Origin of the sequence: Bacillus cereus group sp. N24 (assembly GCF_016483345.1) — a bacterium.
Lineage (GTDB): Bacteria > Bacillota > Bacilli > Bacillales > Bacillaceae_G > Bacillus_A > Bacillus_A toyonensis.
Map to the genome: position 1 here is coordinate 1 of NZ_JAEHCA010000008.1, position 26,751 is coordinate 26,751.

Here is a 26,751-nt window from a genome sequence, read left to right on the forward strand (position 1 = left end):
ACGTATTATCTCGGGTTAGAAAAAAGAAAAAGATATTTGTACTCGGTCATGAACCAGTGGTAGCTAAAAATAGAATACAACGGAGATTTAAAGCTACCAAGCCTAATGAAAAATGGTTCACTGATATCACATATTTGATGTTCGGCAATAAGACTCTTTATTTTTCATCTATTATAGATGGGTTTAACAATGAAATTGTAAGTTATAAAATAGCTGAGACACAGGATGTTTCTCTTGTATTAGATACTCTAAAAGAGGCTTTAAAAAAGCGAAATGTGATTGATACGATTTTACATTCGGATCAAGGAAAGGTGTATACATCAAAACAATTTCAAACATATGCCAAAGAAAAAGGCATTATCACAAGCATGTCTCGTACAGGAAACTGCCATGATAATGCCCTCATAGAATCCTTTCATTCTCATTTGAAATCCGAAGGATTCTATGCGCAAAATATAAAACAATCGAATAATGTTAGTATAATACAAACTGTGGATGAATACATCCACTACTATAATAATGAACGGATTCAGAGAAAATTAGATAATATGTCACCTATAGCTTATAGGAAACATGTTATCTAGGTGTTTTTTCTTTGTCTCACTAAATGGGGCCAGACCACCTATAAATCTATAGGCAGATAGCGTTTTTTTACTTGCTTTGTATTTTTTTCAAAAATATAATTGAATTATTTCGCCATATGAAAGTATGTATCATAAGGTCGGAAACATACCTTGTTTACAATTGAATACACCTCACTTTTAAAATAAGTGAGGTGTTCTGGAGATTATTTGATTTTTTATCCTGCCATTTTATTAATACTATCCTCTGGCGAAAATACCGAAATATGATCTACCTTACCAATCGATTTTGGAATGATGAATTTTAACTCGAACTGATTGTTTACTTTATATACATATATTTGATCTTCACCATTTACTTTAACTGAAGTTGGTTTTCCTAACGCCTTTTCAATTTCTTTTAATGTAATTGACTTTAGTTCTGTTTGATACGAACGTACATCAAAAACTTGTGATCCTTTATTAAAACCGAAGACAACATTTTTATTTGTAAAGGTTGCGTACATTCCGCTCCCTGCTTGTTCTGTTTTATCTGCTTTCCCCCATGCTTTTTCTATTTCTTCGACATCTCCTGTATGAGCAGCAAATGGAACATTAGGTACTTTCCCTTCTTTCGCTAGTTCAAATAATTCTTTAACATAGTTAATTGATTTTTGGTTAAGAGTTGGACTTTTTGAATCTGGCCCTGTTGAAGGTTTTGTTGAATCTTGATTTTTGGGGTTATTCGCTGACTCGTTCTCTTTTTGAGGTACAGTTCCTTCATTCTTTTGTTCCGTATTTTTTTCAGATGTTGGGTTCGTCTGTTTCTTTTCCTCATTATTCGTACAAGCCATCAATGTTAATACACATGTTAAAGTGAACAATATTCTCAAATGCGCTTTCATATTTTACTACCTCCCATTCGTAAACACTCTATAACATGATTTTTATCTTACATTGATTTCAAACAGGTTGAAATGTGTTGTTTTTCCTTACTATACACCTTCTCTTCTTACATGCTTTATCCTTCTTCTGTCACCTTGAATAAAGTACGTCACAAAAACGCAAAAAACCAACAGAAACTACGTAACATTTCCCTGCTGGTCTCATATTTTTAAGGTTTGAAATTTAATTACATCATTTCTTATTAGTAAACATATGATTCTCTCTACTCTTGTTTTAATGAAGTTGTATAATTTTTCTTTATAATATCTTTTATATGTATGATAAACGATATAAGGAATATCACTGCTAATACACCATTTATCCAATAATATGTATTTTCTTCTGTGTATTTATTATAAAACGATTGAACATTAAATAATAACAGAAACAGAGAAAACAAAGCAGAGCTTGCTAGCATGCCAAAACTTTTCACGAAATTCACCTCTTTTCTAAAATTTATGACCTTTATAATAATACATTTATATAAAAAGATTTTCAAATAGCAGATGAACTTATCTATACTTTAGTATAAATTAAAAAGAACCTGAAATAATACAGATTCTTTCCAAAATAACATATGTAGATAAGCTTTAAAAGCAAAACTAAGAGGTAAGTCTTACTTTCTTTACGTATGTAGAAATCGTACTTTTTACAGTTTCAAAATTATGAGCAAATGTATTATCTCCACTCAGTGCCGTTATACATGTTAAACTTGCCGCTTTAATAAAATGTTTTACATCTACAAGCATTGAATTAGCCCCCCATGAATTTAATTATGCCCATTATAACAGATGTATTCCGATTGAAACATGGAAGAAATAAACAACCCTTCGGAAAATTCCATTTTCCCTCAACTTTTTAGCATACAACATACATGTACCTTTATTATATAATTAAAAAGCTGTCCAATATTGGACAGCTTCAAATATGTATATTACACTTCGATTGACTTACCATCTTCTACAATATGATAAAGTAAGTGCGCTAAATGATGAATTGGACCATATTCTTCCTCTTCTTCATTTGTTTCACCTTGGAATTCAAGATCATTTAAGTATAATGCTAAAAATTGATAGTATAATTTCAAATCAAATCCGTAGCAAGCACTTGGCTCTTCGTGATCTCCTTCATATTGTAACATTAAGTATTGATCATTTCCTTCTGCATCTTCTGCGTCAAAGAATACGAAGAAACCAACGTTTGTATCTAAATCAAATAGATGACGAGTACCTTTTTCTGTTGCTTTATTGAAGTCCTCTTCACTTAATTTATGTACTGTTGTCGCTTTTGCATTATCTTCTTGATGGAAATTTACTGTATATGATTTCAATGCTGACACCTCCTGATTGTATAACAGTAGCATAACAGATTAGGCCATATAATTCAAAGGGACTGCTTACAAATGTAAACAGCCCCCTGTATTCATTTTCGTATTGCCCGGAATATAAAGCTTACGATGAAAATCAAAATAATCGCACCTATTAAGGCTGGAACAATCGCATATCCACCTATAATAGGTCCAAATTTACCAAGCAACGCTGTACCAAGCCAAGAACCGACAATACCAGCAATAATATTACCAATTACACCGCCAGGTACATCCCTTCCAGTAATTAAGCTTGCAAACCAACCTAATATACCACCGACAATTAAAGACCAAATCATATGATAACCTCCTTTATAATTCACCAATCAAAATATAATCAGAAACAATTGCTTACCATTAGTTATGTTTCATTTTTCATAAGTTATTCATACAGCTCAACTATTAGATTATTTGAGAACGAAGCTCACTGGACAAATGATTTTACAACTTCATATTTTACATATTAAGGACAATCAGGCTTTAATATCGTCCTCATAAATTCTTCTTTAAAAGCTGGATAATTAAAACCAACCGCAATTTTTTGTACAGGCCTATTATCAAACGTGGTTGGCTCAGCTATTTTTCTAAAATCCGCAACACTTTGTCCTCTCGTTACATCATTCGTCGTACTAATCCAAACTGCTGATTTTTTATATTCAAAAATATCATCATTTATAAACGAAATAAACGGCAGTAAATCATGAATAGGACTCCCAGTAATACCCGGGTATTCCTTTTTATAAAAGTTCTCATAATAAAAATCGATCATTGGTTTAATGAGTTTCGCCTGTCCCGTTCCTTCTTTATTAATAATATCAAGCATTTCAGGAGTAATAAGCGCTGCCTGTGTTACATTTAACGGATATATAGTAGCGTTCTGCGCATACTTCATAACAATATTCGCTGCAATTGGATCGCCATAAAAATTCGCTTCAGACACGGGTGTAACATTACCTGGAAATAAGAAAGCGCCTCCCATAATATAATAAGAACAAATACGATTCATTACATTTGGATATAATAAAAATAACGTTGCAAGTGTTGTTAATCTTCCTGTCGCCACAATAACTATATCTTCTGGACAAGGCTCAATTAATTTAATTAATTCACAAAAATTTTCCCGTTTACAAATTCTCATTTCAGGTGGAATAATTGGCCCTAAACCGTGATCCCCATGAATTTCCGGGAAGAATAAAGGCTCTTCAGCTGTCATTGGTCTAGCTGCACCTTCGATGATTTTCACTACTGTAGCATAATATTTTTCTAAAAAATATACATTCTCTGTAACGATTTCTCGCGATACATTCCCATACTCTGCGACAATTCCTATAATATCTAATTTACAAGTTTTATTTGCATAAATTAACGCAACTGCATCGTCAATACCAAAGTCTCCAAAAAAGATAATTTTTTTATTAACAATCCTCACCTCTCTTCAGCATAATCTACTATTATTATTATGTGAAAAAGACAAGGCGGTGAAACGATGCAAACTAAAAAAGCCGCCTATTTATTGGCGACTTCAATCTTTTTATAAGACAAATATGCTAATACATTCTTACTTGAATCGTATTTTGGATTGTTTCCTTTTCTCGGTTCTCTCATATGCGTTTTTTCAAATCCAGGAATGTCCGGCATTTTCTCCATAAATTCAAGCATTTCTTCTTCAGTTCCTTCAATACGTACGCGAATCATTATTGCAATTCCTCAATTCTCATTTTCTCAGTACTAAGTATAACGCACTTTGAAAAGACTTCAAGAAATTTATCTTTTTAATGTTGTACTTTTTTTACAAATAAACATAGCCATTTCAGTATAGAACGACTTTACTTTATTATTTTCAAATAGAATATGAAAGTATTCCTTCATTTCGTTTGGTGTTTTCATCATACACTCTGTTAATTTTTCACGCTTTTGCATAGGTACTTCCAGCATGTCACACCACCAGTCGAAATCAAACTTTTTATCAAAAGTGAAGCATGACTGCATTTGCAGACCATTTTTTTCTAATAAAGTAATCCATTCTGTCTTTTTCAAAGCTCTTTCATGACTCGGATCACGCTTTTTTTCTATAAAATTATAAAATGTATCATATTCATTATTTTCTGGCGAAACATTATCTATTAAAATAAATAATCCATCATCTTCTAACGTTCGATTTACTTCATAAATAAATCGCGTCGGATTTGTAAAATGATGTGCTGCAATCCTGCATGTAATTGTATCAAATGCTTTATCAGCAAATGGCAATTTTTCAGCATGTCCAACGATAAAAGATACATTGTCATGCCCATTACCTAAAATGAATTTTTTCGCATTCTCTAACATTTTTTCAGTTAAATCTAATGCAACTACTTCTTTAAACAATGGTGCTAATAAATTTGCAACATGTCCACCACCAGTAGCAATATCAAGAAGACGATTATTATGACGAGGTTCAACTTGTTGAACTACATATTGTAAATCCAGTCCTTTAGCATGAATTTTACTTTTTACATACTTTTCTGCATTATTACCAAACTGTTGTTTCATAAGCTCTTCCTTACTCATTTTATCATCTTCCTTCTATTGTTATTAACATATATGATTCATATAATAATTAAAGTTCTCTTTATGTATTTTCAAATCCTCTTTTCAGCTCACCTCTTGTAATACAGACAGACCATCGTCAAAATGATATGAATATTACTTTAAAACAAAAAAGGTTATGGGAACTAATCCCCTAACCCAACTAAATATCTATTACATTTTTATTTCCTCATATATATCTATGTAATATAAATCCTCTTTCAACTTCATAATAACTTCTACTTCATTATAAGTAGCCTCTCGAGCATGTAAACCAAATTGATTCATGCCAATCCATATCCATCCAGGTGTATGATGAAGTATATCGATATTAAAACCATCTAACTTAGTAAGCTCCGATTTAATAAATTTATCTTTAATAGCGATTTGTTTGTCTATTAAGCCATATTCTTTTCCATTTTCAAATAGCGATATAATTTCCCCTAAAATCGGATGTTCCCGAACAATAAAATAATATTCCCTTTCATCTACATTCGCCACAATCAAACGAAAATCAGATATATCACTCCCAAAATTCGGCATATTCATTTTTTCACCCCCTTAATTAGCTTCACTTATATCATAACAAATGAATATTTAAATAAAGTTAATAAAATGTAAAAAATAAAAAAGCTGACTTCCCTTTAGGAATCAGCCTTTATATTTTAGTTACCTTTATACTTTTACAACCTATTACAATGTTTCCTTTTCCTCATCATTTCCAGAAACTAAATTTCCTATAGCATCTGCCGTTACTTCTACCACAAATTCACAAATACCTGCTACAACTTCTCCAATTACTTCATCCATCTTTTTCCCTCCTTATTTTATGTAACTTATTTGTAGTATAGAAGAGATTGGTTATTTTTAACTATCGGAAAAGGTGACAAAAACATTACAGATTTGTAAGCTATTTCAACATGCTAACATTTTTACTTTTACCTTTTGAAACCCAAAGTATGATTAACAGGTATATAGGCCACCATAATATAAAGCAAGTAATACATTCGATAGAGGAGGCGTGCAAAATCTATTACGTAAAATTAATTAAAGGAAAATCATTCTATGCGTTTGATCATCGTTACTTAGTGTCTGAAGAAGAAGAGGTTTCAGAAAAGATTTATAATTACTTACGACGTAATGAATTTTTCGAAGTTCGTAAAGAAGAATATTCTGCTTAATGTAGGAAGGGCATCAAGAAATAAACCACATACTCGTGGTTCTCTTCTTGATGCTTTTATATTATTCCCCTATATTCAACCCTATTCTATTACTATCTTCTAATATACGTCCAATCTAATCCGTCATTACCTTCATATTTTAATATATGAGGAGGTGACAACCATAACTCATATCATTGATTACCAAGCTATTCAGCCAATAAATAAAACTGACGCAACTACTTTTACAATTCCCGATTCCCCAAACAAAGCAATTCTAGCAAATATTGAATTAAAAATTCCAATAAGAGATTCACGTGATAATCGAGTAGAATTAATTGCTACAGTTGGAGTTAAAGGTATAACTGATATATCACAAATATTGTTTAGGGTTTTCCGTAACAACATTGAAATTTTCAACACACAAGTAAGTATTAGATCTACAGATTCTGAACAATATTACGTTGAAACATTTCAAACAATTAATAAAAATATAAGCTGTGGGATTCACGAATACACTTTAACTGTGGAAAATTTAACAAGTGCTGCAAGTGCAGATGTTATTGGCCCCCTCACCTTTAGTGCATTAGCAATTGGACAAGGTCATAATAGTTATTAAGCAACTCTATTTACAAAGTGTATTTTAGAAAAGTGAGACGTACTATTACGCTCTTGCTTTTTTTATTTTTTATATGTAATTAATTCAAAGTTCATTTTATTTTTAATGCTTATTTCATCAACTCATAAATCCAATTTTCGCCAAATCAAAAAGATTGAAATCCACTAATGAAACACGTAATATAGACTCTGACTCTAAAAAACTTCGTAAAAAACACTACATATATAAGGAGGTTTTATATACGAGTTTTTCACTTTAAAGGACGGAGAGGTTTTACATTATGTGGCGTAATAAAAATGTTTGGATCGTTTTAATTGGGGAGTTTATTGCTGGTCTAGGTTTATGGCTTGGTATTCTTGGCAACTTAGAATTTATGCAAAAATATGTCCCTTCTGATTTTATGAAATCAGTTATATTATTTATCGGACTATTAGCAGGTGTTATCGTTGGTCCAATGGCTGGTCGGGTCATCGATCAGTATGATAAGAAAAAAGTTCTTCTTTATGCTGGGTTTGGTCGGGTTTTAAGTGTTATTTTCATGTTTTTCGCTATTCAATTTGAAAGTATAGCCTTTATGATCGCCTTTATGGTTGCACTTCAAATTTCAGCCGCATTTTATTTCCCTGCATTACAATCTGTAATTCCACTCATCGTACGTGAACATGAGTTATTACAAATGAACGGTGTACATATGAATGTTGGTACAATCGCTCGTATTGCAGGTACTTCACTAGGTGGAATTCTTTTAGTTGTAATGAGTTTACAATATATGTATGCCTTCTCAATGGCTGCATATGCTCTATTGTTCCTTTCAACTTTCTTTCTACAATTTGAAGATAAAAAATCAACAGTGCCAAGTAAACAGGCTGCAAAAGATAATAGTTTTATGGAAGTATTTCGTATTTTAAAAGGAATTCCTATTGCTTTCACAGCACTTATATTAAGTATCATCCCACTATTATTTATTGCTGGTTTTAATTTAATGGTTATTAACATTAGTGAAATGCAACATGATCCAACGATTAAAGGATTCATATATACAATTGAAGGTGTTGCATTTATGTTAGGTGCCTTCGTTATTAAACGTTTATCTGATCATTTTAAACCTGAAAAATTACTATATTTCTTCGCAGTTTGTACCGCTTTTGCACATCTTTCATTGTTCTTTAGCGATATAAAATGGATGGCTCTTACATCATTTGGTTTGTTTGGTTTTAGTGTCGGCTGTTTCTTCCCTATTATGTCGACAATTTTCCAAACGAAAGTAGAAAAAAGCTATCACGGCCGCCTCTTCTCATTCCGTAATATGTTTGAGAGAGTTATGTTCCAAATTGTCTTACTTGGAACTGGCTTCTTCTTAGATACGATTGGGTTGCAATATATGGTTCTCATCTTCGGAGTCGTTTCGTTGTTGATTATTTCTATTTCCCTTTCTAAACAGAAACATTATGAAAAACAACCTTCGCAATCTGCGAATTTATAACTTAAACATTATTGGGCATGGATTCAGTTTTATACTGGGCCATGCCTTTTTGTTTTATAAAAAACCATTTAATATGTTAAGTGAAACGATTTAAAGGAGTCCCCCTTTCGCTTTCGAATATAGTATATAAATAATAAATAAAGGAGTTGCGAAAATGTATGATGGCATGCAGTTATTTATTATCTTTATTTTTGTAATAGTTATATTTAGCACCCTAAACTTTTTAACCATTTCCCTTTCTCAACATAGCTTTAAAAGGCGAATTGTGGCAGGTTTCGTTTTCTTATTGTTAACTCCCATTGTCTTTTTGACTACTACAGCATTCGCTTCTATATTCGATAAAAGTGGATTTAGCGTAGGTACGTTAGCCTTTATTATTGCAAGTGTATATATTTTAAATGGAATAGTCATCCTACTTTCTTCCTCATTTATCCTCAAAAAGGCATAGCAAAAATTATACTGATAGGCATGAAAAACTAGTATTACGCTAAATTCATGTCTTTTATTTTTGCTATACTTTTCCCAATTTTTATGTGAAATTAAGTAATTCTTTAAAAAAATTTAAACTTTATTTATTACAATATTTCTATCGTATTCGCACGTTTATTAGCCATAATAAGAAAGGAGCACAAAATGAAAAAATATCTACTTATATTTCCTATACTGATCGTTTTACTTAGTGGCTGCAACAAGAATGATATATACGGTTCTTGGGAAGTCGTTGACAATAAAAACGGTGAATGTCCTGTATATTATAAATTTGAAACAGTTGTCAAAAAAGAAAATAAAGAGGAAATTGTTCAAAATTTAGTAGAAATGCAAACTACAAATAAAAAAGAAGATTTATATAAAGGTTCATTTGTCAAAAATTCTAATGTATATCACATTGATTATGGCAACTCATTTACATCAGATCAAACTTTAAAGGTTGTCGATGATACATTAAATGTATATTTTTTGACAGCTGAAAAATTATGTACATATAAAAAGAAATGATTACATTTCAGATGAGACGCAGGAAATATTTTCTGCGTTATTTCACTTTAGAAAGCTTTCTCAAAAACATTTCCCTCTTTCAAAATAGACTATCCCTTCCTCTAAATTTGTCAATCGTTTTAATTTTCATAAAAAAGTGATAAAATGTAAACATGTGTTTTCAGAATAATTAAATACGTAGAAAGAAAGCACTGTTTTTAGGAGGGGTTTTGATGACTTACACGTTAGCAACTAGAATGAAAGCATTCCAATCTTCTATATTTAGTGAATTAGGGGCCTATAAAAAAGAGAAAATTGCAGCAGGTCATAAAATGATTGATTTAAGTATCGGAAATCCTGATATGCCTCCTGCTGATTTCGTAAGAGAAGCAATGGTACATACAGCAAGTGAAAAAGAAAGCTATGGATACACATTAACAGGTATTCAAGAATTTCACGAAGCTGTAACTGAATATTACAATAACACTCATAACGTTATATTAAATGCTGAAAAAGAGATTTTATTATTAATGGGTTCACAGGATGGACTCGTTCATTTACCGATGGTTTATGCAAATCCAGGAGATATTATATTAGTTCCTGATCCAGGATATACAGCTTATGAAACAGGTATTCAAATGGCTGGTGCAACATCGTACTACATGCCATTAAAGAAAGAGAATGATTTCTTACCTAACTTACAAGTTATCCCTGAAGAAATCGCCGATAAAGCAAAGATGATGATTTTGAACTTCCCAGGGAATCCAGTTCCAGCAATGGCACATGAAGATTTCTTTAAAGAAGTAATCGCATTCGCGAAAAAACATAATATTATTGTTGTCCATGATTTTGCTTATGCTGAATTTTATTTCGATGGCAACAAACCAATTAGCTTCCTCTCTGTACCTGGTGCAAAAGAAGTTGGCGTAGAAATAAACTCTTTATCAAAAAGTTATAGTTTAGCAGGTAGCCGCATTGGTTATATGATTGGAAATGAGGAAATTGTCGGAGCGCTTACGCAATTTAAGTCTAATACAGATTATGGAGTATTTTTGCCTATTCAAAAAGCAGCATCTACAGCACTAAGAAATGGTGCGGAGTTTTGCGAGAAAAACCGCACCATTTATCAAGAACGTAGAGATACTTTAGTCGATGGGTTCCGAACGTTTGGCTGGAATGTCGATAAGCCAGCTGGCAGTATGTTCGTATGGGCTGAAATACCGAAAGGATGGACTTCTCTAGAATTCGCTTATGCATTAATGGATCGTGCAAATGTCGTGGTAACACCAGGTCATGCATTCGGACCTCACGGAGAAGGCTTTGTACGTATTGCTCTTGTTCAAGATAAAGCGGTATTAGAACAAGTCGTTGAAAACATTAGAAATAGCGGCATTTTTTCTCTTGAAATAATAGAGGAATTAGTTAAAAATTAGTTACTACTCCCCTGCTTAACTTTAGCAGGGGTATTATTTATTGGAGGTACTTTCATATGCACATTAAAGATACACTACCCCATCGTTATCCATTTTTAATGATTGATAAAGTAACAAGTTTAAAACAAGGTGAATCCGTGACAGGATACAAACTCATTACAAATAACGAATGGTTTATAAATGCTACGCAAAAACATATGCATCATATGTTAATTGTAGAGGCACTTGCTCAGCTTAGTGCATTTGTAAATACAAGTGACTCTGAAGGATTAGGCTTTCTCTCCTCATTAGACGGAGTTGAGTTCCATGAGAAAGCATACCCTGGTGATAAACTTGATTTACATTATGAGCTAACACGTAACCGTCGAGGGTTTGTTCTCGGTACAGGTACGGCAACAGTTAACAGCCACCCTATTGTAACTATAAAAAAACTATTAATATATCAAGCAGATTAATCACTATTTGATCCGCCCGGGATATCTATCCCACGCCAATTGGGCTTATAAGATAAATATATTACGTAGTTAGGAGTAGGAAAATGGAAAGAACTATCGGTATCGATGCTGGAGGAACATTAACGAAACTTGCTTATTTTAATGAAAAAAAGGAATTAGCTTTTGAAAAGTTTTATTCACATGAACAAGATAAAATTATAGATTGGCTTCAGAGCAATAATAGAATGAAACAAATATGTATTACAGGTGGTAAAGCGAAACTATTACAACAACTACTTTCGGATGCATATACAATAGTAGAGCTAAATGAATTTGAAGCTACTCTTGCAGGTGTACGATACATATTAAAAGAAGAAAATCATTCTATAAACAACTTTATTTTAACAAATATCGGTACAGGTACTTCTATCCATTACGTTTATAATGACCATTATATTCGAGCTGGAGGAACTGGAGTTGGCGGAGGTACTATTATGGGACTTTCAAAATTATTAACAAATATTGATTATTTTGAAGATGTAATCCCTCTTACAAAAATAGGTTCTAGAAAAGAACTAGATATTACGGTGGGAGATATTTATGGTGGTATTCTCTCTCCTATTAATAATAGTTTAACTGCAAGCAATTTTGGTAAAGCCGCTATTACAGACTCAAATTATAGTAGCTCAGATATAATTGCTACTGTACAAGGACTTGTCGGTGAAGTCGTTACTGCATTAAGCCTTCAATTCGCCGAGGCAAAAAACATTGACCATATTATTTATATTGGTTCGACTCTATGTAATAATGTACACCTTCAAAATATTATTAGTAGCTACACAAAATATCAAAATAAAACACCAATCTTTTTACAAGATAATGGTTATAGTGGTGCGATTGGCGCTTTACTTCATGCTACAAAATAAAGAGGCTGACTTTTGTCAGCTTTTTTGCAATGGTACTTCAAATTCAATAATTGACTCTTCGTTCTCTCCAATTCGCTCCACACTAATTCTATTAATCACACAATTTAATTTCTCATGAAAACTAGGAATACTTTTAACTACTTCAGCAGCTAGCTTAGTACTTTCTTTTCTCCCGACTGTTACATGCGGGATGTACGGAATGTCTTCTTTCAAAAACTGTAATAAAGGTCCTGTATACAGGATATTACGTAGATCTTCTATTTGTTCTTTCCCTTTTTCAACTCGTAAAAACAAATATGCTCCTTCACTCGTTATTTGATTCGCAAATTCAATTTCTATATTATATATCTTTTTTGATACATTCAAAATATGTAATTTCAACTCATCATTTGAAATAGGACTTTCAAACGGAAATACAATTGTAACATGCGGTGGGATTAATCCGAATAAAGGATCATGCTCTAGTCTAATGTCCTCTATTTCATGGATGGACATGTTATTTAGAAAAAGTAAAATGGTACGCATTTTTATATCCCCTACTTCCCCTTAATTTTTTATATTTATCATATTGTATGGCAGCCTGTACTTCAACAAATTGTTTTGCTTACATCTAAAAATAAAAAACTTCTCAAATGAGAAGTTTTCATATAGCAGGATTATTATTTTCCCGCCAAACTTTCCTAAATTTTATATAACAAGCAATTCTCCATGGAATAATATACGAAACGGCAACGACATAAAATAATAAACCAATCGTTTGTGGATCCAAATCAACAATATATTGCCTTGAACCGTATCTTAAAACAACAAGTGCAATAAAAGTAATTAGAAAAGCTGCGCTTTTTTTCGTATAAATATTCCCATCATCTCTTCTTTCGTAATTTGTTAAAATTATAAGTGGTACGGCGAAAAGAATCCCAATGCATGCTGCTAAAACTACTTGTAAAATAGCTGGATGTACGGGACCAAAAAAACATATTATCCCTGGCGTTAAAAATAGTAATGGCCACAAAATTCGTTTTCCTGTTCCTTTTATCGGTTTGTACATGAACGGTAACGACGCCAAAATATTAGTAGTGCAATGCATACAAAGACGGTTATTAGTGAAGAAGTGTCTCCCATTTGTTTTTCCTACTCTCCCAAAATATATACTTAATTATACTTTAAATGGTTTGCTCAAATGATACTTTTCGAATAAATATACCGCTAGTCACGATATAGACGATAGTTAAAACAATTGAAATGACAATAAAGTATGGGATATCTATTAAAGATAGATTAGATGTAGAATTTAAATCCTGTATTCCTACTTCTGCATAAAGTACACTATTCAATGATATAAAAAATGTTCCGCCTATCATAAGACCAATCCACTTAAAACGTTTCTTAATCACTACTGCTACTTGAAAAAAAGTTGCAATTGTAACATACAATAATAGTTGTACAATAAACTGTTTAACTGAGTGTTCTCCTAAACTAATATTTACTGTTCTATACAATGTATTTTGTAAAATAATCACTTGAAGGAATGAGAAAACCGCAACTTGTAATATGATATAGCAAACTGATCCAATGAAAAACTGTAATCTCGTTACTCCAAATGAAACTGCTAAACGAAACACATCATCCTGTATAATAAAAGTACTTACTACTATAAACAATGTAATTACAATCGAAGGGTTATTTAATATATGTTGTAAAAATCCTTCTCTTATTTCTTTAAAATCCATTACACTTGCGATTCCTTTTATAAGTAAAGCTGTAATCCAAAATATTAAAATTGCTTTATAATGAAAATTTATATGTAACTTCAACTGCTTCATTAACATTGTCATTCCACTTCACCACCAGTTATGTGAATAAATAATTTTTGTAATGTAATTCTATCAACTACTAACCCTTCTATTTCAAGAGAGTAATAATCTTCATTAGAAAGTTTTTCCCATATAATAGTAATCCCCTTATTTCCATAAACTTCTCGATTTAAAACTTTTTTATTAATTAAGAACTCATCCACTTTATCTTTTTTCCCCGAAATAATATGTCCTTGTTGTAATAAATCTTCCACTGATGATTGAACAACTAATCTTCCTTCTTTTATGATGATTACCTCTTCAATTACATGAGTTACTTCTTCTACTAAATGTGTTGATAATATAATTGTTCGAGGATGCTCGCCATAATCTTCTAATAGTAAACTATAAAACAACTCACGATGCGCTGCGTCTAAACCTGTAGTTGGTTCATCAAAAATAGTAATTGGTGCTCTACTTGCTAGTCCTTGTATTATTCCAACGACTGTTTGCATACCATGTGATAGTTTATGGTATTTCTCTGTCATATTAAGCTGAAATTTATCAGCAAGTTTTTCAGCATACTCTCCATCCCAATTTTTATAAAACATGCTACACATCTTAAAAATTTCTTTTACTTTATAACTTAAATGAGCTCCTTCTTTCACTCTAACGAAACAAATATTTTGCATCGCTTTACTATTTTCAAATACATTTTCACCTAATATTGATACACTTCCACTACTTGAAATAATTTGCCCTGCGAGTAAATTTAATAGTGTCGTTTTCCCTGCTCCGTTCCTTCCAAGCAAACCATATATTTTATGCTCTTCCAATGAAATAGTTACTTCATTTACAGCTATTTTCTTTTTATATTTTTTCGTTAAATCTTTCGTTTCAAGTGCAATCATCCCTCTTTCCCCTCCTTTGTAATCTTTTGAATCATATTCATCAATTCGTCTTTTGATATTTCTAGTACTTTTGCTTCTTCCCACACTTTAGGTAAATATTCGGTCATAAAAGTATTTTGACGCTTCTTTAATACGAATTCTTTCGCTCCCTTTGCAACAAACATCCCGATCCCTCTCTTTTTATACAAAATCCCCTCATCCACTAATACATTTACCCCTTTAGCTGCAGTAGCTGGATTTATTTGTAACATCTTTGCAAATTGATTTGTCGATGGCACTTGTTCTTCTTCAAGCAATATGTCTTTTAAAATATCAGATTCAATTGTTTCCGCAATTTGTAAGTATATTAATTTATTTTGCTCCAGAGTAGGTTTCACAATTTCACCCCCTTAGGTTCATAGGTTCATTACTTATGTAATTAACCATATCGCATTTCAATTATTTTTTCCATAAATTTCTTATATATAAAAAGAGAATCATTCGTTTAAGAATGACTCTCTTAAATAAACCGTAGTTTCAACAATTATTTCAACTGCTTCACTGGATATTTAGTGAAATAAGATTTACGAAAATCTTTATCATTCACAAGCATTTTAATGTTTTCGTTATTATCCCTAAGGAACTTTACTACTTTATTTTTATCCCATATATCTTTTTCTTTTAGGAAATCATCAAATTTCCCATACAGGATTGATAGTATAGCTTCCCTCTTTATCGTAAACATTTTATTTTCTACTTGAAACTCGTAACCTTTTGCATTTGGTACTAAAACTGCAAGATAAATCACGTTAAAGAGAAAGTTCTTTTTCATCGTATCTTTCCCATCAAACCAATATGTCTCAATCATATCCTCTGTCAGATTTTCATTCTCTTTTGCACCATAGTTCACTTTTATACTTTCATTTTCTAAACTTATACTTTGAACTGTTCCACCACCGGGTAAATTTTTAACAATTGCAACCACATCTGAATTATTACCAACGTACGTTCCAGTATATTTCTTAAAATCATCTGACCTAACATCAGATATATCTTGTATTCTTTCTCCGTTAGAACAAGCCGTCATAAATAAAAAAATTGTTAGCATAACGAGCACATTACGATGCATATATTTCATTTAGCATCCCCCATTTTTATCGATATTTCGTTACTTACTATACTGCTTTTCAAATCCCTTTTAAATATAAGCATTTTAATCAAAATTAAAAATTTTCAATTTTTATGTTTACAATTATCCATTAATTGTATATACTTACTAACGTAAGAAAAAAATTCTAAAAGGAGGTCGAAGAAAATGATGAAATTACAATTACATGCATTAACTTTTGCGTTAGCTGCACCTTTGTTTTTCGGACAATTGAATATGAATTCGACCACCCTAATGGAGAATTGAAGAACGTACATTATTTCTTTTAATTCATAAATTCGCCACAGGAGGTCGTATACTTTCCTGTGGCTTTTTCACGCCCAGCCGTAGGAGAACTGTATCTTCCTGTGGTTTTTTTGTGCGGTTTTTTAGTCTCTTATATTATTTTTTAAAGAAAGGAGCAACATTCAATGAATATTAGCGTATTGTTTTTAAGTATTACGATTCAAAGAAATAGACGTTCCAATACGGAACTGCTTCATAATGAACGAATTGAAAAAGCTATGGATGATGTTAAGGAGCGCCAAGTGCTTTATTGTGATCACCTGTAATTCCTTTTCGAAAGGAGGAATTCATTTATGACTTTTCATATTTTCTTTTTTACGACTGCACTTCAGAAAAACACTTTATCTGAAGATGAAATCATTCGTAAACAACAAGTAAAACAAACAACTGATAAAATAACTGACATTAAAATTTCATACTATACACAAATGTATTAAAAATATATTTTAAAGGAGCAATATCTTCATGAAATTTAAAGCATTCTTTTTAACCATTACCATTCAAAAACGTAAGCTTTCACAAAATGAGGTTTTACACGATCAACACGTTCAAACTACTATGGACGAAGTAAAAGAGCTTCAATCTTCTTTTTACAATCGTCTGTTCTAAATAACTTATAAAGGGGTAAAAATCTAATGAAATTTAAAGTATTCTTTTTAACCATTACCATTCAAAAACATAATTTTTCTGAAACTGAAATGCTTCACGAACGTCAAATTAATCAAGCTATGGATTATGTAAAAGAAAGACAGAGTCATTACTGTAGTCATTTGTAATTCCCATTTGAAAGGAGGAATTCACATATGAAGTTTCACCTTTTCTTTTTAACTATTACGATTCAAAAAGAAACGATTTCTCAAAATGAATTAAAACAAGAGCAACAGTATAAACAAATTATTGATGAAATTCGTGATTGTAAAAGTAAATATTACACTCACCTATAATTTATATGAATTAACTTGAAAGGAGTCGATTATGATGTTGATAGTACGGTGTAAAGAAATGATTTGGATAGTTCAGAGGGATTCCACATAGTTTTATAGACCTTAAATCCCACAAATTTACCGTTAAATTTGATATATAAAAAACATATAATAAAATCGCATTAATACACTTTTTTATATTGATTAACAAACGAAAGATACACCACTTAAAAAGCGGTGTATCTTCCTCAACATATACTATTTTCGATTATTTCGTTTCGTTTTAAACAATCTTACTAAGTTTGAAACAACTGTTTTTGTTACTGCATAAACCGGTACTGCTAAAATCATTCCGATAATTCCCGCGAAATTACCTACCCCTAAAATTAAGATAATAATTGTTAACGGGTGAATATTTAATTTCGAACTCATAATACGTGGTGAAATAATATTACTTTCAAACTGTTGTACAATTGTAACAATAATAATTACGTACAATGCTTGCATCGGAGATACGAACAAACCTACAATAACAGCTGGTGCCGCACCGATAAATGGACCTAAGTTAGGAATGATATTTGTAAATGCTGCAATAATTCCTAAAACAAAAGCGTACGGTAAATCGATAATTAAATAACCGATGAAAGTAAAAGCACCAACAAATATACAAACGAGCGCTTGCCCTTGAATATATGCAGATAACGTTTCATTCGTTTCCTTTATGATACGAAGTCCTTCTTCACGGTAAGACTCTGGTAATAAGCTAACCGCTTTTCCTGGAAAGGCATGCCCATCTTTAAACATGTAAAATAAAATGAACGGTACTGTAAAGATAACTAACGCAACGTTCGTGATGATACCAAATAAAGCCGTTGCACTCGACGTAATTGTATTTGGTATATCCTTTAAGTATTCAATTGCATTTTTTTCAATTGTTTCAATGGAAACGTAATTTTGTGTAGATAACCATTCAAACAATCTGTGATGTGATAAATCTTGTATGTATACTTTTCCCTCTTTTATATACCCTGGCATATTTTTCACTAAATCCATTAACTGTTGTGAAATCGTCGGAACAACTACTCCAACGCCAACCGCAGTTAATGTGATGATAAAAAGATATAACAGTAGAATCGCTAAATTTCTAGGTACTTTTTTATTCTCCAAAAAGACTAATACAGGATTAAATATGAAGTATAAAAAAAGCGCGATTAAGATTGGGAAAAACAATGTTGATATGAAGATACCAATCGGTTGAAAGAGAAACGATATTTTTGTGCAAATAAATATGATTCCTACAACCATTAGCACTTCTAATGTCCAAAAGTGCACTTTCGATTTCAAACAAACGTCCTCCTTTAAACTAGCACTTCTCTTTATTGTACCAAATTAAACTTTAATTTCACATAATATTTTCCTTTACAATATTCCAAAATACCAATAAATACACTACAATGAGAATACATACAAATTTGCAGGTAAAGGTGATAAAAATGACACAATGCATCATTTGCAGAAAAGATACGAAAGAACTGAGTGAACAATATGTCATCCCAGAAATATTATGTGGCTATTATTTCACAAACTCAATTTGTGATACTTGTCATGAACAAATGACAACAAATATTGATCGCCCTTTAATTAGGCATAAATTAAGTCAATTTAAGATTGAGCAAATGAAAAAACAAATCGACTCCCCTCTCTATACAAATGAGCATGGTGAGGAACTTGCGGCGGCTGAGACAGATGTTGTTGAAGTAAGTGATGAAATACTTTATTCCAATGCATTAATTATGAAACTATGTAAAAAGCACGATATTTCTCTACATAATGAAATTTGGAAAGAAGAACGTGTAACGAAAGTAGCTAGCTCTATTCAACGTGAATTACTTTTAGATAACCGTAAATACAAAATGAGCGTATTAAAAATGGCTTACGCTTTCGCTGTACAAACAATTGATGGCTACTTTGAAGATCCAGATGCAATTGATATTTCTAATATTCTATCAAATGCCGATTTCATGGAATTAAAAGAAAAGAGTATTGTTCGTGACTTAAGCAAAAGTTCATTATGGAATACATTAAATACAAATAGTGAAAACCATTACTTTATTTTACTTAGCGATAAAGACGGCCTCTTCTGCTTCATTCGTTTGTTTGACATCTTTGATGTTGTCGTTCATTTATCAGAAAAGCGATATGAACTTGCATCGCCAATTGTCGGCGTAAATAATGTGAATAAGCAAGAATTTTATGTCCAAACTTTAAAACAGTATATGGATGGGTTATTTAAAGAAACACCATCTACTATTTAATCAAAATCAGAACATACGGTCTCCTTTCTTCATGAAAAGACACTGTGTTATAATGAGTATGAAAAGAACAATACAATCACATAAACTAATTATAAATTGTATATAAATAAAAAAGACTAGTGTGCGGCTACACACTAGTCCACGTAACTTAGCAGATTGGATTGTTCACTTATCCTATTTGTTTCTTACAAACAAAACAACCCACATTCTATTGGCTTAGGTGGGTTGTTATTTTTTGAGCTTGTCTATTAAAACGACGACGAACGTTAACAATGCAACGAGAAACAGTCCACCCTGCAGTAGCAACGCTATTTCACTCATGTATTATCACCCCCCTCCTATTCGGAGAAGTGATAATTGAACAACCAACCGTACCTTAAGTTACTATTTAATTTTACCATATTTCCTGATAGTTTACGATGAAAACCCGCATGCGAATCGCTTGCGGGTTTTTTCTCATTATTTTTTTAATGCAAATGCATCAGCTATCATTTCACCAACAATTTTATTTTCTTGTTTCTTCTCATCTTTCAATAAAGGGAATAACAGTTCTGCCACTTCATATGCCTCTTCTAAATGAGGATATCCCGATAAAACAAATGTATCAATTCCTAACGCTTCATATTCTTTTATTCTTTCCGCTACCGTTTGCGGATCTCCTACAAGTGCAGTGCCTGCACCACCTCTTACAAGTCCGATTCCAGCCCATAAGTTTGGGCTTATCTCTAACGACTCCCATGTTCCTTTATTTAAATATGTCATCCGTTTTTGGCCAACTGAATCATATCTTGCAAATGTCTTTTGAGCAAGCTCAATCGTTTGATTATCTACATATTGAATTAAACGTTCTGCCTCTTCCCATGCTTCTTCTTCTGTTTCTCTTACAATTACGTGCAACCTGATACCGAATCGTACCGTACGTCCCTTCTCTTCTGCAAGTTTTCTTACTTCCTCTATTTTCTCTTTTACTTGCTGAGGTGGCTCTCCCCACGTTAAATATACATCACTATGTTCAGCTGCAACTTCTTTTCCAGCAGCTGATGACCCTCCGAAATATATAGGAGGATACGGTGTTTGGACTGGCGGGAACACGACTTTACTTTCTGTAACTTTAATATGTTTTCCTTCTAATGAGATCGTTTCACCTTGCAAGGTCGATTTCCAAACTTTTAAAAATTCAGCCGCTGCTTCATACCTTTCGTCATGTTCAAGATACAATCCATCTCCTTGCAGTTCAACGGGATCTCCTCCAGCTACTACATTAATAAGTAATCGACCATCTGAAATTCTATCAAATGTAGCTGCCATCCTCGCTGCAACTGTAGGTGACATTAATCCTGGTCTCACTGCTACTAAAAATTTTAGTTTTTCTGTTTCAGCAGCAAGAGCTGAAGCTAACACCCAAGGGTCTTCACATCCTTGACCCGTTGGAAGTAAAACACCCGTATATCCTAAATAATCAGCCGCCTCAGCAACTTGTTTATAATAACCATACTCAGCTGCTCTTCCTCGTTTTGTCGTTCCTAAATATCGACCATCTCCATAAGCCGGGATAAACCATAATAATTCCATACCTTTACACACCCCTTATTTATTCTGAAACGTATACTAACACACTCTATTTAAATTACCCCTAATAATTTATCCCGCATTAACGGGCAGTAAGTTCCCCACCTCAAAATTCAGCGAAAGCAAAGAAGTTAGGTTGGGAACAACTGCCCGTAAAAGCCCGATTGGTGAGGGCTGATAATCAGTAGGGAATGAACACCCCCTACTGATTAAAGTTTCACTTTATATGTTAATTCCCTGTCTCACCTTTAAAATTATCTCGCCATCTTAAAAACTTCACTTCTAGTAAACGGACGAATGAATCAGAAAACTTCCCGACAAATGCAAAGATTATAATACCGACAAATACAATATCTGTATTTGAAAATTGCCTTGCATCCATAATCATATAGCCAATACCTTCAGTAGATCCCATAAGTTCTGCTACAACTAAACTCACCCATGCAACACCTAACGATAACCTTGCTCCAAGTAAAAGGTTAGGCAATGCTGCAGGTAAAATTAATTTCGTAATTAATTTTCGTTTATTAAACTCTAATACTCTCGCAACATCAAATAACTTTGAGTCTACACCTCGTATCCCTAAAAACGCATTTACGTATAAAGGAAAAAATGCACCGTCCGCAATTAATAATACTTTCGATGTTTCGCCAAAACCAAACCATAATACGAAAAGTGGCGCAACAGCTAAATGAGGTACAGTTCTTAACATTTGTACTGACGGATCTAAATATTGCTCACTTCTTTTAGAAAACCCAACAATCGTTCCTAAAATAATTCCTAAGCTCCCGCCGATAAAGAAACCAGCCGCCGCCCTGAATACACTTATACTTAAATGGCCAAATAATTCTCCTGTTTTTATTAGTTCTTGAAAAGCAAGAAAAATATCGAATGGCGTTGGTAAAACAGTTTTAGAAACAAGATCGAGTACACCAGCTAACTGCCAAATAACTAATACGATAATCGGTATAATAATTGCCCGTATTAAACCTTTTACATTCGTCTTCCGTACTTTTTTCACGTTGGTTTTCTCTATCGTTATACTCGCCCGTTTAATAACAGCTTTCGTATTCCCCAATTTACAAAACCTCTTTTCACTTCGCCTTTAATGCTTTTTCTACGAAAGAATTATCTACAACTTTATCAGTCTTTATTTCTTTCTTTATAGAACCGAGCTTATATTGAAAATCCGCTGTCTTTTGTTGCTCCGCTTTTATTTCTTTCGTTACTGGAACTAAAATTGGTTTGTCGTGATGAAACACTTCTTTTACAATCTCTGCATCTATCTTCTTAGCAGACGTGTATATTTTTATTGCTTCATCTAAGTTTGCCTCTTGCCATACACGTGCTTTTTCATAAACCTGGAGGAATTTCTCAACTAATTCTGGGTGTTCTTTCGCAAATTTTGTTCTTGCAATTAAAAACTCTGGTGAAGAGACATTTAATGTTTCACCATCTGCAATAACCTTCGCTCCTTTATTCACCGTATGTAATGATATGAATGGATCCCAAATTGCCCATGCATCGACTGATCCTGATTCAAAAGCTGGCTGTGCTTCATCTGGTTGTAACTGAATCACATTTACATCTTTTGCATCGATACCTTCTTTATCTAGTGCTCGATACAATAAATTAAATGCGCTACTTCCTTTTGCCACTGCAATTTTTTTACCTTTCAAATCTTTTACACTCGTAATCTTGCTATCTTTTTGGACGAGAATACCTGTTCCTTTTCTCGCATAACTTGTATTAGCAATTTCGGTAAATCCAATACCTGCTGCTTGCGCTGAAATGACTGGGGAGTTCCCAACTTCACCAAAATCTAATCGATTCGATGCGATAGCCTCAAAATAAGGAGGGCCGCTTTGGAACTCTGTCCATTTCACTTTAACTCCTTCATTTTTAAACGTCTCTTCAAACCACCCCTTTTTTTGCGCTAATAATAATGGACTTAATCCTTGTTGTATACCAATTTGGATTGTTACATCTTCCTTCTTACTACTTGCTGTGCCTTTCTCGCATCCGAATAAAAATAAAGAAATAGCTAAAGCAAAAGAAAGTGCCTTAACTTTTTTATACATACATATTCACCCTTTTCCTATATACTTGTTTGAATCAATCCACCATGTTCAAACTGCTGTAACACCTTCGTTCGAAGTTGTTGGAATGATTCCGATGTTTTACTACGTGGATAAGGTAAATTATTTTCAATCACTTTATGTATTTCCCCTGGATTTGCACTCATAATGATAATTCGATTTGATAGGTATATCGCTTCATCTATATCGTGTGTAACGAATATCATAGTCGTTTTCTTCTGTTCCCAAATATTCAACAGTACTTCTTGCAAATGACTTCGAGTAAACGCATCAAGCGCCCCAAACGGCTCATCAAGTAATAACACATTCGGATCTCTTAACAAAGCTCTTGCTATCGCAATACGTTGTGACATCCCACCTGAAACTTCTTTCGGATATGCCTTTTCAAAGCCATCCAAACGAACAATCTCAACCCATTCCTTCACCTTATCTTTTACATACTTATCTTTTAGTGATAAATCTGCTGCGATATTTTCTTCAACTGTTAACCATGGAAAAAGCCTATGTTCTTGAAAAATAAAACCTTGTTTCTTACTCGGTTTTAAGATAGGCTCCCCGTCAATAACAACTTCACCTTCAAAATTATTATCTAGACCTGCAACAATTTTTAGTAATGTACTTTTTCCGCACCCACTCGGACCAATTACTGTAACAAAATCCCCTTTCTCTAATTGAAAATTAATATTCTCTAATACTTGAACACTACCTACCGCTTTCGCAAATTTCTTAGATACCCCTTTAATTGAAACGGTCACACGTTCACCCTCCCTAATATGAATCATTCGGATTAATTGATTAAGCTGTTATGTAACTAATAAAAAAACCAAAGGCATTTTATCAATAGATAAAATGCCTTTGGTTTCTCCAATCAGCCACTTGTTATAGAATTAACTACATATTATACAAATATTTCCGATAAGTCAACTAGGTTTTAATGAACATTATTTATTTTTAAAGACAGTAGCAGTTTCTATTATAATTTTAGGAAGCAACTCTTGAATTGTATCCGTCAATGTATGAAGAGCTTCTTTTACAAATCCATCTTCAAATTTTTCTATCGGCTCCGGTAATTCATCCTCATCTAATATGAAATATTCTCCATTTGGAAGTACCATAATATCGATAATTAAATCTTCGAAGGAAACTACTTCTTCTGTTATTTGTGTATTTTTTACGATATTAAAATAGGCGCCTACATAATTCCCTTCCTTATCTCTCCATACGTATAAATTGTAAGGACGATCTTCCCAGTAGTATGCAATTGTGTAACTTCCTTTTTGAATAGTTAACTTTGTATCGTGTGCCGTCATTGTAAATGGATGCTGGACCTCGTGAAATAACACGATACTTTCCGATTGTTTTTTCAGCAATAAGCAATCGTAATCCACTATTGTCGAATCATACCGAATTTTTCTTTCTGTAATTTCAATTTTTGATGTACGTAATTGATTCATTATTTTGTTCCCCTTATGCTATTTCTATCCTTAATTATATCCATTTATATAGTAATTAAGAAGTATGTAGTTGTTTATATTGTTGTCTACAATTACACAATAAAACTCCCTCTTATTTTAGAAGGAGTTTTTCACTATTCATGACTTATAAGTTTTAATCTTTCAGAAATCGCATTATAAAATTTCCGTTCCTCATCAACATTTAAGTGCACACGATTTACTGTTTTAGAAAAACCATATAACACCTGCGCTTTTACTGGCTCTTTTAACGTTATTTCAAAAGTAGCAGGTTCTTTTATGAACTCCATAACAGTTGCATCCAATACCTCTTTCTCTTCTTTTGCCGTTAGTGATTCCCCCTTGTAGAACGTAATATTATCAATTTGTGTAAATGGCAAAACGATTTTCTTTCCTAATCCGATTTGAATCATTACTTGTTTTTCTGTTATGATAATTGGATTTTTACGTATCGCTTGTATTTCAGCTATAAAATAAATCATCGCATATACGTTTAAAATAAATAAAATCCAAGCTATTACTGGATTCCATTGATGAAGTAAATAATGAAAACCGATACTTTCAATTGCTGTTGCGTGAATTATCATGATATAAACACCTATAGCACCGGTGTTTTTATGGTAGGAATAGGTAAATTCGTCATCTGGTACTTTTGCACGCCAAGATAATACCGCATAATAGATTAGCTTACACTCAGTAAGCATGATATTTATAACTTTACTTCTTTTCATAGTGTCATCAAATGCTGCATCAATTGAATAAGAGAATGAAGAATACTCTTTTTTATATGCTTTATATTTATTAATTATTTTAGGAAGCATTGTCACGATTTTATATAGAAGGAACAATTGTAAAGCTACAAATGCAATTTCCCCCGTCACTACTATATAAGAAACGAATGAAAAAGCTTGTAAATAGTCGCTTGGAATTATAAATCTCGCAAATATATATCCAGCTATGACGACAGGAAAGATATACGCTAACGAGTATCTTTTTCGAATAATAAAGAAATACGTGATGACTGGAATTACAAACATACAATCTAATAATGACCCAAGCACTACTTCTTTTGGAGCAGCTGGTACAATGGGAAGGGCATACAATAAATAGTTGGATAACATAATGCAAGATACGAGTCCAATCCAGATACCTTTTCGCCTTCGCGATAGTGTGACACTCATACGTTCACTCCTCTATTTAAACACCTCGTTTAAGTGGTCTTTATAAAATGAAATGGCACGTTCAAATTCTTTTACTTCATCTACTTTCACGACTGTTTCAAGTAATAATTTCATTGCGGATTCATGTTCGTTTACATTATACTTTGCTAATGATAAAAATACTCTCATCGGATCGTTCTCAGGGAATTTCTTTACTCCAGCTTCTAGTACCACAATTGCCTTTTCATACTCTCCAATGCAACGATATGTACTCCCTAAACCGATATAGGCACCGCAAAGGGATTCACCATCAAGTCCATTTGCGATCGCCTGCTCATAATACGGAACTGCTCCTGTTTCTAATCCCATGACATCGTGTGTCCATGCACATTGGTACAGTACTTCTGCATCTTTTGTAAAGTTTGTTAATCCTATAAGTATTTCTCTAGACTGCGCATATTTCTTTTCATTTCTAAGTTTAATAGCTTGCTTTAATAAATGTTCCATAGAATCCACTCCTCACCAATTATTCTGCGTATAGCTCTTGATTGGTTTATGCTTCACATTCGTGTAAAAGTAAAATTCCCACTAATTAAAGTTTCGCTTAC

At 32.7% G+C, this 26,751-nt stretch carries 39 protein-coding genes; 15 read left to right on the forward strand and 24 right to left on the reverse strand.

What is annotated here, in order from left to right; genetic code table 11:
* Positions 1-584 (forward strand): IS3 family transposase (locus JDS95_RS13780; RefSeq protein ID WP_199690553.1); only part of this gene is annotated, 584 nt, incomplete at its 5' end.
* A 215-nt stretch (positions 585-799) separates the two neighbouring features.
* Here JDS95_RS13780 and JDS95_RS13785 read toward each other — a convergent pair.
* The 9 genes from JDS95_RS13785 to JDS95_RS13825 all read right to left on the reverse strand — a co-directional run bounded on the left by JDS95_RS13785 (position 800) and on the right by JDS95_RS13825 (position 5,982).
* The gene (locus JDS95_RS13785) at positions 800-1,465 is read right to left on the reverse strand and encodes a YjgB family protein (protein ID WP_000643635.1); all 666 of its coding nucleotides are present in this window, start codon (positions 1,463-1,465) and stop codon (positions 800-802) included.
* A 263-nt stretch (positions 1,466-1,728) separates the two neighbouring features.
* Entirely contained in the window at positions 1,729-1,938 is a 210-nt protein-coding gene (locus tag JDS95_RS13790; protein WP_000834516.1) for a hypothetical protein, read from the reverse strand.
* A 169-nt stretch (positions 1,939-2,107) separates the two neighbouring features.
* Positions 2,108-2,254, reverse strand: coding sequence for a hypothetical protein (locus JDS95_RS13795; RefSeq protein ID WP_000959555.1), 147 nt, complete (start codon positions 2,252-2,254; stop codon positions 2,108-2,110).
* 185 nt (positions 2,255-2,439) lie between these two features.
* The gene (locus JDS95_RS13800; RefSeq protein WP_000844593.1) at positions 2,440-2,835 is read right to left on the reverse strand and encodes a hypothetical protein; all 396 of its coding nucleotides are present in this window, start codon (positions 2,833-2,835) and stop codon (positions 2,440-2,442) included.
* A gap of 92 nt (positions 2,836-2,927) precedes the next feature.
* The gene (locus tag JDS95_RS13805; RefSeq protein ID WP_000638301.1) at positions 2,928-3,170 is read right to left on the reverse strand and encodes a GlsB/YeaQ/YmgE family stress response membrane protein; all 243 of its coding nucleotides are present in this window, start codon (positions 3,168-3,170) and stop codon (positions 2,928-2,930) included.
* A 164-nt stretch (positions 3,171-3,334) separates the two neighbouring features.
* Entirely contained in the window at positions 3,335-4,300 is a 966-nt protein-coding gene (locus tag JDS95_RS13810) for a nucleoside hydrolase (protein ID WP_001223672.1), read from the reverse strand.
* A 77-nt stretch (positions 4,301-4,377) separates the two neighbouring features.
* Positions 4,378-4,566, reverse strand: a complete 189-nt coding sequence (locus JDS95_RS13815; RefSeq protein WP_000621879.1) for a DUF3970 family protein — start codon at positions 4,564-4,566, stop codon at positions 4,378-4,380.
* A 69-nt stretch (positions 4,567-4,635) separates the two neighbouring features.
* Complete coding sequence (locus JDS95_RS13820; RefSeq protein WP_000031294.1) at positions 4,636-5,421, reverse strand: class I SAM-dependent methyltransferase; 786 nt, start codon at positions 5,419-5,421, stop codon at positions 4,636-4,638.
* Between the two features lie 192 nt (positions 5,422-5,613).
* Complete coding sequence (locus JDS95_RS13825) at positions 5,614-5,982, reverse strand: hypothetical protein (RefSeq protein WP_033661309.1); 369 nt, start codon at positions 5,980-5,982, stop codon at positions 5,614-5,616.
* Positions 5,983-6,467: 485 nt separating this feature from the next.
* On the opposite strand from JDS95_RS13825, the gene JDS95_RS31140 reads away from it, so the two are divergent.
* From JDS95_RS31140 to coaW, 8 genes are all read left to right on the forward strand, one after another.
* Complete coding sequence (locus tag JDS95_RS31140; RefSeq protein ID WP_079996667.1) at positions 6,468-6,620, forward strand: YqbF domain-containing protein; 153 nt, start codon at positions 6,468-6,470, stop codon at positions 6,618-6,620.
* Between the two features lie 163 nt (positions 6,621-6,783).
* The gene (locus tag JDS95_RS13835) at positions 6,784-7,218 is read left to right on the forward strand and encodes a hypothetical protein (protein ID WP_033661307.1); all 435 of its coding nucleotides are present in this window, start codon (positions 6,784-6,786) and stop codon (positions 7,216-7,218) included.
* 280 nt (positions 7,219-7,498) lie between these two features.
* Positions 7,499-8,701, forward strand: coding sequence for an MFS transporter (locus tag JDS95_RS13840; protein ID WP_000269230.1), 1,203 nt, complete (start codon positions 7,499-7,501; stop codon positions 8,699-8,701).
* A gap of 154 nt (positions 8,702-8,855) precedes the next feature.
* Positions 8,856-9,149: a hypothetical protein gene (locus JDS95_RS13845; RefSeq protein ID WP_085450281.1), complete on the forward strand. Its 294-nt coding sequence runs from the start codon at positions 8,856-8,858 to the stop codon at positions 9,147-9,149.
* A gap of 185 nt (positions 9,150-9,334) precedes the next feature.
* Positions 9,335-9,697, forward strand: a complete 363-nt coding sequence (locus JDS95_RS13850) for a hypothetical protein (RefSeq protein ID WP_000760384.1) — start codon at positions 9,335-9,337, stop codon at positions 9,695-9,697.
* Between the two features lie 212 nt (positions 9,698-9,909).
* Positions 9,910-11,109, forward strand: a complete 1,200-nt coding sequence (locus JDS95_RS13855) for an LL-diaminopimelate aminotransferase (protein ID WP_000222657.1) — start codon at positions 9,910-9,912, stop codon at positions 11,107-11,109.
* 56 nt (positions 11,110-11,165) lie between these two features.
* On the forward strand, positions 11,166-11,564 hold the full coding sequence (locus JDS95_RS13860) for a 3-hydroxyacyl-ACP dehydratase FabZ family protein (RefSeq protein WP_000547670.1): 399 nt from the start codon (positions 11,166-11,168) through the stop codon (positions 11,562-11,564).
* A gap of 83 nt (positions 11,565-11,647) precedes the next feature.
* The gene (gene coaW, locus JDS95_RS13865) at positions 11,648-12,469 is read left to right on the forward strand and encodes a type II pantothenate kinase (RefSeq protein ID WP_000442516.1); all 822 of its coding nucleotides are present in this window, start codon (positions 11,648-11,650) and stop codon (positions 12,467-12,469) included.
* Positions 12,470-12,484: 15 nt separating this feature from the next.
* On the opposite strand, the gene JDS95_RS13870 is transcribed toward coaW, so the two are convergent.
* The 6 genes from JDS95_RS13870 to JDS95_RS13895 form a co-directional block, all read right to left on the reverse strand.
* The gene (locus JDS95_RS13870; protein ID WP_199690554.1) at positions 12,485-12,994 is read right to left on the reverse strand and encodes a 2'-5' RNA ligase family protein; all 510 of its coding nucleotides are present in this window, start codon (positions 12,992-12,994) and stop codon (positions 12,485-12,487) included.
* Positions 12,995-13,112: 118 nt separating this feature from the next.
* The gene (locus JDS95_RS13875; protein WP_002043746.1) at positions 13,113-13,517 is read right to left on the reverse strand and encodes a CcdC family protein; all 405 of its coding nucleotides are present in this window, start codon (positions 13,515-13,517) and stop codon (positions 13,113-13,115) included.
* Positions 13,518-13,632: 115 nt separating this feature from the next.
* On the reverse strand, positions 13,633-14,304 hold the full coding sequence (locus tag JDS95_RS13880) for a DUF4052 family protein (protein ID WP_000178192.1): 672 nt from the start codon (positions 14,302-14,304) through the stop codon (positions 13,633-13,635).
* A complete protein-coding gene (locus JDS95_RS13885; RefSeq protein WP_085450285.1) occupies positions 14,301-15,173 on the reverse strand; it encodes an ATP-binding cassette domain-containing protein in 873 nt (290 codons plus the stop codon). The genes JDS95_RS13880 and JDS95_RS13885 overlap by 4 nt, the downstream gene beginning before the upstream one ends.
* A complete protein-coding gene (locus JDS95_RS13890) occupies positions 15,170-15,550 on the reverse strand; it encodes a GntR family transcriptional regulator (RefSeq protein WP_000805189.1) in 381 nt (126 codons plus the stop codon). Before JDS95_RS13890 ends, JDS95_RS13885 begins: the two co-directional genes overlap by 4 nt.
* 146 nt (positions 15,551-15,696) lie before the next feature.
* Positions 15,697-16,290 (reverse strand): DUF4825 domain-containing protein, encoded by a 594-nt coding sequence (locus tag JDS95_RS13895; protein WP_000876552.1) that lies wholly within the window; start codon positions 16,288-16,290, stop codon positions 15,697-15,699.
* Between the two features lie 440 nt (positions 16,291-16,730).
* On the opposite strand from JDS95_RS13895, the gene JDS95_RS13900 reads away from it, so the two are divergent.
* The 5 genes from JDS95_RS13900 to JDS95_RS13920 are packed head-to-tail and all read left to right on the forward strand — an operon-like array spanning position 16,731 to position 17,549.
* Positions 16,731-16,871: a YrzI family small protein gene (locus tag JDS95_RS13900; RefSeq protein WP_001027538.1), complete on the forward strand. Its 141-nt coding sequence runs from the start codon at positions 16,731-16,733 to the stop codon at positions 16,869-16,871.
* Positions 16,872-16,898: 27 nt separating this feature from the next.
* Positions 16,899-17,042 carry a YrzI family small protein gene (locus JDS95_RS13905; protein ID WP_000142707.1) on the forward strand — a complete coding sequence of 48 codons (144 nt, stop codon included), beginning with the start codon at positions 16,899-16,901 and terminating at the stop codon, positions 17,040-17,042.
* 28 nt (positions 17,043-17,070) lie between these two features.
* Positions 17,071-17,214 (forward strand): YrzI family small protein, encoded by a 144-nt coding sequence (locus JDS95_RS13910; RefSeq protein ID WP_000668979.1) that lies wholly within the window; start codon positions 17,071-17,073, stop codon positions 17,212-17,214.
* A 26-nt stretch (positions 17,215-17,240) separates the two neighbouring features.
* The gene (locus tag JDS95_RS13915; protein ID WP_000669801.1) at positions 17,241-17,381 is read left to right on the forward strand and encodes a YrzI family small protein; all 141 of its coding nucleotides are present in this window, start codon (positions 17,241-17,243) and stop codon (positions 17,379-17,381) included.
* A gap of 27 nt (positions 17,382-17,408) precedes the next feature.
* Entirely contained in the window at positions 17,409-17,549 is a 141-nt protein-coding gene (locus JDS95_RS13920; RefSeq protein ID WP_000668494.1) for a YrzI family small protein, read from the forward strand.
* Between the two features lie 237 nt (positions 17,550-17,786).
* Here JDS95_RS13920 and JDS95_RS13925 read toward each other — a convergent pair whose 3' ends face one another.
* Entirely contained in the window at positions 17,787-18,872 is a 1,086-nt protein-coding gene (locus JDS95_RS13925; protein ID WP_000837897.1) for an AI-2E family transporter, read from the reverse strand.
* A gap of 149 nt (positions 18,873-19,021) precedes the next feature.
* On the opposite strand from JDS95_RS13925, the gene JDS95_RS13930 reads away from it, so the two are divergent.
* Positions 19,022-19,843 carry an HNH endonuclease gene (locus JDS95_RS13930; protein ID WP_000189689.1) on the forward strand — a complete coding sequence of 274 codons (822 nt, stop codon included), beginning with the start codon at positions 19,022-19,024 and terminating at the stop codon, positions 19,841-19,843.
* 228 nt (positions 19,844-20,071) lie between these two features.
* On the opposite strand, the gene JDS95_RS31145 is transcribed toward JDS95_RS13930, so the two are convergent.
* The 8 genes from JDS95_RS31145 to JDS95_RS13965 all read right to left on the reverse strand — a co-directional run bounded on the left by JDS95_RS31145 (position 20,072) and on the right by JDS95_RS13965 (position 26,650).
* Positions 20,072-20,164, reverse strand: a complete 93-nt coding sequence (locus tag JDS95_RS31145; protein ID WP_001289320.1) for a putative holin-like toxin — start codon at positions 20,162-20,164, stop codon at positions 20,072-20,074.
* Positions 20,165-20,302: 138 nt separating this feature from the next.
* Positions 20,303-21,415, reverse strand: coding sequence for an FMNH2-dependent alkanesulfonate monooxygenase (gene ssuD, locus JDS95_RS13935; protein ID WP_000422264.1), 1,113 nt, complete (start codon positions 21,413-21,415; stop codon positions 20,303-20,305).
* Between the two features lie 226 nt (positions 21,416-21,641).
* Complete coding sequence (locus JDS95_RS13940; RefSeq protein ID WP_000528519.1) at positions 21,642-22,490, reverse strand: ABC transporter permease; 849 nt, start codon at positions 22,488-22,490, stop codon at positions 21,642-21,644.
* A gap of 16 nt (positions 22,491-22,506) precedes the next feature.
* Positions 22,507-23,493 carry an aliphatic sulfonate ABC transporter substrate-binding protein gene (locus tag JDS95_RS13945; RefSeq protein ID WP_000277218.1) on the reverse strand — a complete coding sequence of 329 codons (987 nt, stop codon included), beginning with the start codon at positions 23,491-23,493 and terminating at the stop codon, positions 22,507-22,509.
* A 17-nt stretch (positions 23,494-23,510) separates the two neighbouring features.
* On the reverse strand, positions 23,511-24,266 hold the full coding sequence (locus tag JDS95_RS13950) for an ABC transporter ATP-binding protein (protein WP_033660586.1): 756 nt from the start codon (positions 24,264-24,266) through the stop codon (positions 23,511-23,513).
* 186 nt (positions 24,267-24,452) lie between these two features.
* Positions 24,453-24,965 carry a ribonuclease FAU-1 family protein gene (locus JDS95_RS13955; RefSeq protein WP_001072799.1) on the reverse strand — a complete coding sequence of 171 codons (513 nt, stop codon included), beginning with the start codon at positions 24,963-24,965 and terminating at the stop codon, positions 24,453-24,455.
* Positions 24,966-25,099: 134 nt separating this feature from the next.
* Complete coding sequence (locus JDS95_RS13960; RefSeq protein ID WP_199690555.1) at positions 25,100-26,164, reverse strand: hypothetical protein; 1,065 nt, start codon at positions 26,162-26,164, stop codon at positions 25,100-25,102.
* 12 nt (positions 26,165-26,176) lie between these two features.
* Positions 26,177-26,650 carry a tetratricopeptide repeat protein gene (locus JDS95_RS13965; RefSeq protein WP_000400642.1) on the reverse strand — a complete coding sequence of 158 codons (474 nt, stop codon included), beginning with the start codon at positions 26,648-26,650 and terminating at the stop codon, positions 26,177-26,179.
* Positions 26,651-26,751: the final 101 nt, after the last annotated feature.

What these genes read in the sequence shown, in the direction of transcription:
- JDS95_RS13840 (WP_000269230.1), top strand. Translation starts at nt 7,499, where the DNA reads ATGTGGCGTAATAAAAATGTTTGGATCGTTTTAATTGGGGAGTTTATT.
- JDS95_RS13945 (WP_000277218.1), bottom strand. Translation starts at nt 23,493, where the DNA reads ATGTATAAAAAAGTTAAGGCACTTTCTTTTGCTTTAGCTATTTCTTTA.
- JDS95_RS13955 (WP_001072799.1), bottom strand. Translation starts at nt 24,965, where the DNA reads ATGAATCAATTACGTACATCAAAAATTGAAATTACAGAAAGAAAAATT.
- JDS95_RS13870 (WP_199690554.1), bottom strand. Translation starts at nt 12,994, where the DNA reads ATGCGTACCATTTTACTTTTTCTAAATAACATGTCCATCCATGAAATA.
- JDS95_RS13900 (WP_001027538.1), top strand. Translation starts at nt 16,731, where the DNA reads ATGAATATTAGCGTATTGTTTTTAAGTATTACGATTCAAAGAAATAGA.
- JDS95_RS13850 (WP_000760384.1), top strand. Translation starts at nt 9,335, where the DNA reads ATGAAAAAATATCTACTTATATTTCCTATACTGATCGTTTTACTTAGT.
- JDS95_RS13910 (WP_000668979.1), top strand. Translation starts at nt 17,071, where the DNA reads ATGAAATTTAAAGCATTCTTTTTAACCATTACCATTCAAAAACGTAAG.
- JDS95_RS13805 (WP_000638301.1), bottom strand. Translation starts at nt 3,170, where the DNA reads ATGATTTGGTCTTTAATTGTCGGTGGTATATTAGGTTGGTTTGCAAGC.
- JDS95_RS13880 (WP_000178192.1), bottom strand. Translation starts at nt 14,304, where the DNA reads ATGACAATGTTAATGAAGCAGTTGAAGTTACATATAAATTTTCATTAT.
- JDS95_RS13905 (WP_000142707.1), top strand. Translation starts at nt 16,899, where the DNA reads ATGACTTTTCATATTTTCTTTTTTACGACTGCACTTCAGAAAAACACT.
- JDS95_RS13895 (WP_000876552.1), bottom strand. Translation starts at nt 16,290, where the DNA reads ATGAAATATATGCATCGTAATGTGCTCGTTATGCTAACAATTTTTTTA.
- JDS95_RS13860 (WP_000547670.1), top strand. Translation starts at nt 11,166, where the DNA reads ATGCACATTAAAGATACACTACCCCATCGTTATCCATTTTTAATGATT.
- JDS95_RS13915 (WP_000669801.1), top strand. Translation starts at nt 17,241, where the DNA reads ATGAAATTTAAAGTATTCTTTTTAACCATTACCATTCAAAAACATAAT.
- coaW (WP_000442516.1), top strand. Translation starts at nt 11,648, where the DNA reads ATGGAAAGAACTATCGGTATCGATGCTGGAGGAACATTAACGAAACTT.
- JDS95_RS13885 (WP_085450285.1), bottom strand. Translation starts at nt 15,173, where the DNA reads ATGATTGCACTTGAAACGAAAGATTTAACGAAAAAATATAAAAAGAAA.
- JDS95_RS13875 (WP_002043746.1), bottom strand. Translation starts at nt 13,517, where the DNA reads ATGTACAAACCGATAAAAGGAACAGGAAAACGAATTTTGTGGCCATTA.
- JDS95_RS31145 (WP_001289320.1), bottom strand. Translation starts at nt 20,164, where the DNA reads ATGAGTGAAATAGCGTTGCTACTGCAGGGTGGACTGTTTCTCGTTGCA.
- JDS95_RS13960 (WP_199690555.1), bottom strand. Translation starts at nt 26,164, where the DNA reads ATGAGTGTCACACTATCGCGAAGGCGAAAAGGTATCTGGATTGGACTC.
- JDS95_RS13815 (WP_000621879.1), bottom strand. Translation starts at nt 4,566, where the DNA reads ATGATTCGCGTACGTATTGAAGGAACTGAAGAAGAAATGCTTGAATTT.
- JDS95_RS13930 (WP_000189689.1), top strand. Translation starts at nt 19,022, where the DNA reads ATGACACAATGCATCATTTGCAGAAAAGATACGAAAGAACTGAGTGAA.
- JDS95_RS13965 (WP_000400642.1), bottom strand. Translation starts at nt 26,650, where the DNA reads ATGGAACATTTATTAAAGCAAGCTATTAAACTTAGAAATGAAAAGAAA.
- JDS95_RS13845 (WP_085450281.1), top strand. Translation starts at nt 8,856, where the DNA reads ATGTATGATGGCATGCAGTTATTTATTATCTTTATTTTTGTAATAGTT.
- ssuD (WP_000422264.1), bottom strand. Translation starts at nt 21,415, where the DNA reads ATGGAATTATTATGGTTTATCCCGGCTTATGGAGATGGTCGATATTTA.
- JDS95_RS13820 (WP_000031294.1), bottom strand. Translation starts at nt 5,421, where the DNA reads ATGAGTAAGGAAGAGCTTATGAAACAACAGTTTGGTAATAATGCAGAA.
- JDS95_RS13785 (WP_000643635.1), bottom strand. Translation starts at nt 1,465, where the DNA reads ATGAAAGCGCATTTGAGAATATTGTTCACTTTAACATGTGTATTAACA.
- JDS95_RS13795 (WP_000959555.1), bottom strand. Translation starts at nt 2,254, where the DNA reads ATGCTTGTAGATGTAAAACATTTTATTAAAGCGGCAAGTTTAACATGT.
- JDS95_RS13920 (WP_000668494.1), top strand. Translation starts at nt 17,409, where the DNA reads ATGAAGTTTCACCTTTTCTTTTTAACTATTACGATTCAAAAAGAAACG.
- JDS95_RS13855 (WP_000222657.1), top strand. Translation starts at nt 9,910, where the DNA reads ATGACTTACACGTTAGCAACTAGAATGAAAGCATTCCAATCTTCTATA.
- JDS95_RS13825 (WP_033661309.1), bottom strand. Translation starts at nt 5,982, where the DNA reads ATGCCGAATTTTGGGAGTGATATATCTGATTTTCGTTTGATTGTGGCG.